Source organism: Okeania sp. SIO2C9, assembly GCF_010672455.1.
GTDB lineage: Bacteria > Cyanobacteriota > Cyanobacteriia > Cyanobacteriales > Microcoleaceae > Okeania.
In genome coordinates this window covers 1-5,275 of the sequence record NZ_JAAHGO010000044.1, presented here as the reverse complement: position 1 = coordinate 5,275, position 5,275 = coordinate 1, and the positions used below count along the sequence as shown (strand labels likewise).

The window sequence follows — 5,275 nt, the reverse complement described above, 5'->3', positions numbered from 1 at the left end:
AATGGTTGGTGGATATTACGCTTATTTGTATGATACTAATAACTTTTTTTATGAAATATTGGTAACCATTGAAGAGTTTCTTGAAATGTTAGGAGTTGTGATCTTTATTTATGGGCTTTTGTGCTATTTAAAATTAGATTGATTTAAAGTTTCTGCAGTCTCTGCCTAGAAAAATAAAATATCTATTTTTTCGGCGTTGCACAGTGACGAATGATTTTATATTTTTGATGAACAGGATTTTGAATTAATCAATTGCTAGAATAATTAATATTAGGTTTTTTTAGTCAAAGTATCAACTAAATTTTAGCAATATCATACTAAATCCGGTTATGAAAAACTACTTACCCTATTCCCAAATCCTATGTATAACAAAGGCTTCAACTTTTTTGAATATCCTATTGCTAAACCGTATTTAGTATCATTCCATAATATGCAACCCTGAATATTTTATGTTGGAGGTGGAATTGGCATGGAAATGGTTGGTAGATATTACGCTTATTTATATGATCTAATAACTTTTTTTATGAAATATTGATAACGATTGAATAATTTTTTGAAATGTTAGGAGTTGTTATCTTTATTTATGGGCTTTTATTCTATTTAAAATTATATTTATTTGATGATTTATTTTTTTTATTTGTAAATTATCTATCTCAAAAATATGCAATTCAATACCAAGTAAAATTATTCAAAAATTGAATAATAAGATAGAATTTAAGACTAATTAGTGAAAAAAATTAAACTACCACAATTTTCTAGTTATATACCATGCAGCAATTGTAAATATTCAACCTAATTCCCTTCTTTTTTAAGATACTGGTCTTGATGTTTGCGATGAATTTAGCAATATTTTATGAAACTTGCATTATAATAAATTAGTTGTAAAAATTATGATTGACATTCGGGATAATGTAGTCAAGCAAAATTAATTATATATTTGATACTCTGGTTAAATCGGTAGAAAAAAAACTTTTTATATCCACTGCTCAAGAGAATATTTTTAACATGAATAAAGTTGATTATCTAAGAATTAGTCTGATAGATCGTTGCAATTTTAGGTGTCAATATTGTATGCCAGAAGGTGCAGAAATTAACTATGTATTACAACAAAACTTACTAACTCATAATGAATTATTAACTCTACTAAAAGAAGTTTTTATTCCTGTAGGTTTTACCAGGTTTCGGTTAACAGGAGGCGAACCTTTATTACGTCCTGGTGTAATAGATTTAGTAGAAGTGATCGCCTCTTTCCCAGAGACCCAGGATCTATCAATGACCACCAATGGATTTTTGTTGGCAGGTATGGCAAAAGATTTATATCAAGCTGGCTTGAGAAGAGTTAATATTAGTTTAGATTCTCTAGACTCAGATACTTTTAATATAATTATTGGTAATCGGGGTCGTAGTCGTTGGCAACTTGTTTGGAATGGCATTCAAGCTGCTTATGATGTAGGTTTTGACCCTCTAAAAATCAATGTAGTGGTAATTCCTGGGGTTAACGACCATGAAGTTTTAGACTTAGCAGCTTTAACTATTGACCGTCATTGGCACGTTAGATTTATTGAATTTATGCCCATTGGTAACGATAAATTATTTGACGACCGAGGTTGGATATCTTCAGAAGAATTACGGCAAAAAATTAGGAAACGATGGGGGTTAACAGAATCTTCTGTCAAAGGAAATGGGCCTGCCGATGTCTTTCAAATTCCTGGAGCAAAAGGGACACTCGGATTTATTAGTCAAATGTCAGAATGTTTTTGCGATCGCTGCAATAGAATGCGTCTCTCAGCAGATGGATGGTTAAGACCTTGCCTTTTGAATGAAATGGGGCAAATAAATTTAAAAAGTGCGCTGCGTAGTGGGGTTTCTGTTAAGAAGTTACGGCAGCAGGTAGAATATTTGCTCGGTATTAAACCAGAAATTAATTTTAAGCAAAGAGAGTCTGGTACTACAGGAAGTTATGGTCGAACTATGTCACAAATTGGTGGTTGAAATCAGTTATCAGTTATCAGTTATCAACGGGGGTACTTAAAATTGTTTGGGGTTATAAGAGACGAAATGGCCGATAGTTGACTATCATAAGCAATTTTTCCTTCTAACTTCTAACTTCTAACTTCTAACTTCTAACTTCTAACTTCTAACTTCTAACTTCTAACTTCTAACTTCGTTAACCCCGCCTAAAAATAAACTAGACGGGGTTTAGTGGAGTAAATCAAAAATTCAGATAAAAAACTATAGCAAAGAAAGAGTTAATTACAGCGCTTTTCATGTTGATAAACCACATCGTCATAACCAACACTCTGTAAGGGCAAATGGCCATTCGCCCCTACTGTAGTCTACTGAAATGAAAACCGTTGTAGGACATAGACTGATAATAAACCAAAGAAGGGGAAATGTTTTTCCTACTGTTCCCTGTTCTCTGTTCCCTGTTCCCTGTTCCCTGTTCCCTGATATAAAATCTCTAAGCTTGTCTGGAATAATATTCCACAACTAATAGTTCGTTAATTTGAAGTGCTACCCACTCCCGTTCCACAATACTATTCACCTTACCAACAAGTTTATTTTTATCAAATTCTAAATGGCTAGGAATATTAGCTAAACCAGGATATTGAAGATTAGTTTTTACCAATTCCTGAGATGCCTCTTTTTGCCTAACGCCAATTACCTCTCCTGGTTTACACTGATAACTAGCAATACTAACAACTTTACCATTTACTGTTACATGACCATGATTAACTAGCTGTCGTGCTGAGGGAATAGTTGGTGCCATTCCTAAACGAAATACAGTATTATCTAAACGCATTTCTAGTAGTTGCAATAATACTTGTCCTGTGGAACCTGCTGCACGACGAGCTTTTTTTACATAACGTAGGAGTTGTCGTTCGCGAAGACCATAATTATAAAGCAATTTTTGCTTCTCTTCTAGTCGGATGGCATACTCTGAGCGCTTTCTCCGATTTTGACCATGTTGACCAGGGGGATAAGCACGTCTGGGACTTTTACGAGTTAGTCCTGGTAAGTCACCGAGACGACGCGCTATTCTTAAGCGTGGGCCTCTATATCTAGACATATAATTTCCTCATTAACATCAAATTTAACCACAAACTTATATTGTATACTACTTAAGCGTTGCTTTGTCAATGGGCCTTTCTTTAGCGGTAAACCTATTAATTTAATTTATTTATCTCAATGTTGGTTGAAGACCCGCGATCTCCTGAAGGGGAGCATCGGGATGTTTGCGAAGCATGAGCGAGGAAAACCAATCAATTTTGCGGTTTTGCCAATTAGTGTGTTAGCCTTAAATAAGGCTGCTGGGCTAGCAGTTTCAGTCTGTGGAGCGACCATAAGACCAGAAAGAGGCTTGGCCTCGGAGGCAGGTGCTAGGAAGCAGAAAGTCCTGATCCGTGAGGTTTAGGAATCCCGCGTTGTCGCGCTATGCGCAACGTCGGGAAGATGTCAATATGCCTAATATTCCTAATATTAACTTTTCTAATTTATTCGTGAAAAAGTTTCCTCGATCTATTAAATTCCGTCATTGGCGCTGGATTTATTTAGTAGGAGTTTTTAGTTATGGTTTGTTAATAGCTACTCCTGAAGTCGCAATAGCTCAAGCAAATAAAAAATCTTTTAAAATTTGCTCTGAAGATTTACTAAGCGTAGGTTTGTCTGACGCAGAAGTAGCTAATGCTTGTGGTGCAGCTCTCAAACCCAGAGGTTTATCAGGATGCGTCACAAAAATATATGATAGTACAACAGAAGAACTTTCAGCAGAAGATATTCTATTTAACTGTCAACGAGTCAGAAGAGTTGATGAGTTAGGTACTTGTGTAGAAACAATTAATGAATCAGTTACAGATAAGTCTAATGAAGCTGCTATTTTAGAAAGTTGTCGTCTTAGTTTACTACCAAAACGTTTTTCTTTTTGTGTGGTTAGTTTAAGTGCTAATGTTGGATTAACTACAGAAGAATTATTATCTAATTGCCTCAATCCCGATGCATAAATTAGCGATATTTCTCCAGATGAAGAAAGTTAAAGGTAGTTTTAAACAATTAACAATTAATAATTAATAATTACCTTTCCTTAAGGCGAATAGGATTGGCGAATGATATTTTTTTTCTGGTGTTGTTAATACGTGGGTATGATTTGTATTTTTTGGCGATTGCTCAAATATTAAATGACAAATATTTGAGATTCTTTAATTTTTATTTTCATACCTTAGATTCAGCAACACATTTTTTCTTGATTTATTCAAATCTTGATTTATTCAAAGAAGAATAGCTTTAAAAAATTAATTATTAGGTAAGCAGGTAAACAAAATAAATTACATTTTATAAGCTGAAATCCTATACTCTGTAAACATCGCTTGTTTGACATACTCCCGGCATCAAATCAGAGTAACGCAATGCGGGATTCTCATCATTGATGATTCTACGCTCACACAGATGACTTAGATTAGCCATATTGCTATTACTAATCCAGAGGTCGGACTCTCCCGTAGCTTTTGGGTTTCCCCCAGATTCCGAGTGCCCCTCGGTACTGTTGACTATTGCTCCTAACATCTCTAAACCTTTAGCTAAAATGTTCTTTGCTGCGTTATGGTCACAGTCTGCTATATAACCACAGTGAGGACATTTGTGAGTCCTCACAGACAAAGATTTTTTAACAGTCTGACCACAAGAAGAACAATTTTGAGATGTGAAATGTGGAGGCACTGCTATGGAAGCAATTCCATGCAACTTAGCATAGTATTCTAACCATTCGGTGAACTGATGCCAACTTGCATCAGATATGGACTTAGCTAAATGATGATTCTTAACTAGGTTAGCAATCTTCAAATCTTCGTAGACTACCAAGTCGTGAGATTGGATTAACGCCCTTGCAGTCTTTACTGCATGGTCTTTACGCTGTCTGCTAATTTTAAGATGCTGCCTGGCTAATTGCTTTCTGGCTTTGTGGTAGTTATTTGACTGAGGTTTCTTACCTTTCTCGTGGCGACGTGATACTCTCCGTTGTAGCTTTTTTAGTCGTTTTTCCGACTTCCTCAAATACTTAGGATTTTCTACAACATCACCATTACTATCAGTATAGAAAACGTTTAAACCTAAATCTATTCCTACTACATTGCCTTGAAAATTATGAGTTTCTTTGGTTGGGTCGAAGCCTGGTATTACCCAGGGCAACTCCCAGTTAGATCCGGACGTGCCCGTTTCCGTGCATCCGGCTCCCGACAATCTGTACATCACTCAGGGGAGTGAGTATCATTGCTTCATGTGA

The 5,275-nt window shown here is 35.5% G+C and carries 5 protein-coding genes; 3 read left to right on the top strand and 2 right to left on the bottom strand.

Annotated elements, in window-relative coordinates; all coding sequences use genetic code 11:
• Positions 1-1,005: 1,005 nt before the first annotated feature.
• Positions 1,006-1,992, top strand: coding sequence for a GTP 3',8-cyclase MoaA (gene moaA, locus F6K23_RS26485; RefSeq protein ID WP_293161337.1), 987 nt, complete (start codon positions 1,006-1,008; stop codon positions 1,990-1,992).
• Positions 1,993-2,461: 469 nt separating this feature from the next.
• On the opposite strand, the gene rpsD is transcribed toward moaA, so the two are convergent.
• Positions 2,462-3,070 (bottom strand): 30S ribosomal protein S4, encoded by a 609-nt coding sequence (rpsD, locus tag F6K23_RS26480; protein ID WP_293161335.1) that lies wholly within the window; start codon positions 3,068-3,070, stop codon positions 2,462-2,464.
• Between the two features lie 162 nt (positions 3,071-3,232).
• Between rpsD and F6K23_RS26475 the strand changes: the two genes are divergently transcribed.
• Together F6K23_RS26475 and F6K23_RS26470 are read left to right on the top strand one after the other, a co-directional pair.
• On the top strand, positions 3,233-3,415 hold the full coding sequence (locus F6K23_RS26475) for a hypothetical protein (protein ID WP_293161333.1): 183 nt from the start codon (positions 3,233-3,235) through the stop codon (positions 3,413-3,415).
• 46 nt (positions 3,416-3,461) lie between these two features.
• The gene (locus F6K23_RS26470; RefSeq protein WP_293161331.1) at positions 3,462-4,001 is read left to right on the top strand and encodes a hypothetical protein; all 540 of its coding nucleotides are present in this window, start codon (positions 3,462-3,464) and stop codon (positions 3,999-4,001) included.
• 343 nt (positions 4,002-4,344) lie between these two features.
• Here the strand turns inward: F6K23_RS26470 and F6K23_RS26465 are convergent, their stop codons facing one another.
• Positions 4,345-5,232 carry an RNA-guided endonuclease InsQ/TnpB family protein gene (locus F6K23_RS26465; RefSeq protein ID WP_367267827.1) on the bottom strand — a complete coding sequence of 296 codons (888 nt, stop codon included), beginning with the start codon at positions 5,230-5,232 and terminating at the stop codon, positions 4,345-4,347.
• Positions 5,233-5,275 lie beyond the last annotated feature (43 nt).

What these genes read in the sequence shown, in the direction of transcription:
- rpsD (WP_293161335.1), bottom strand. Translation starts at nt 3,070, where the DNA reads ATGTCTAGATATAGAGGCCCACGCTTAAGAATAGCGCGTCGTCTCGGT.
- moaA (WP_293161337.1), top strand. Translation starts at nt 1,006, where the DNA reads ATGAATAAAGTTGATTATCTAAGAATTAGTCTGATAGATCGTTGCAAT.
- F6K23_RS26475 (WP_293161333.1), top strand. Translation starts at nt 3,233, where the DNA reads ATGTTTGCGAAGCATGAGCGAGGAAAACCAATCAATTTTGCGGTTTTG.
- F6K23_RS26470 (WP_293161331.1), top strand. Translation starts at nt 3,462, where the DNA reads ATGCCTAATATTCCTAATATTAACTTTTCTAATTTATTCGTGAAAAAG.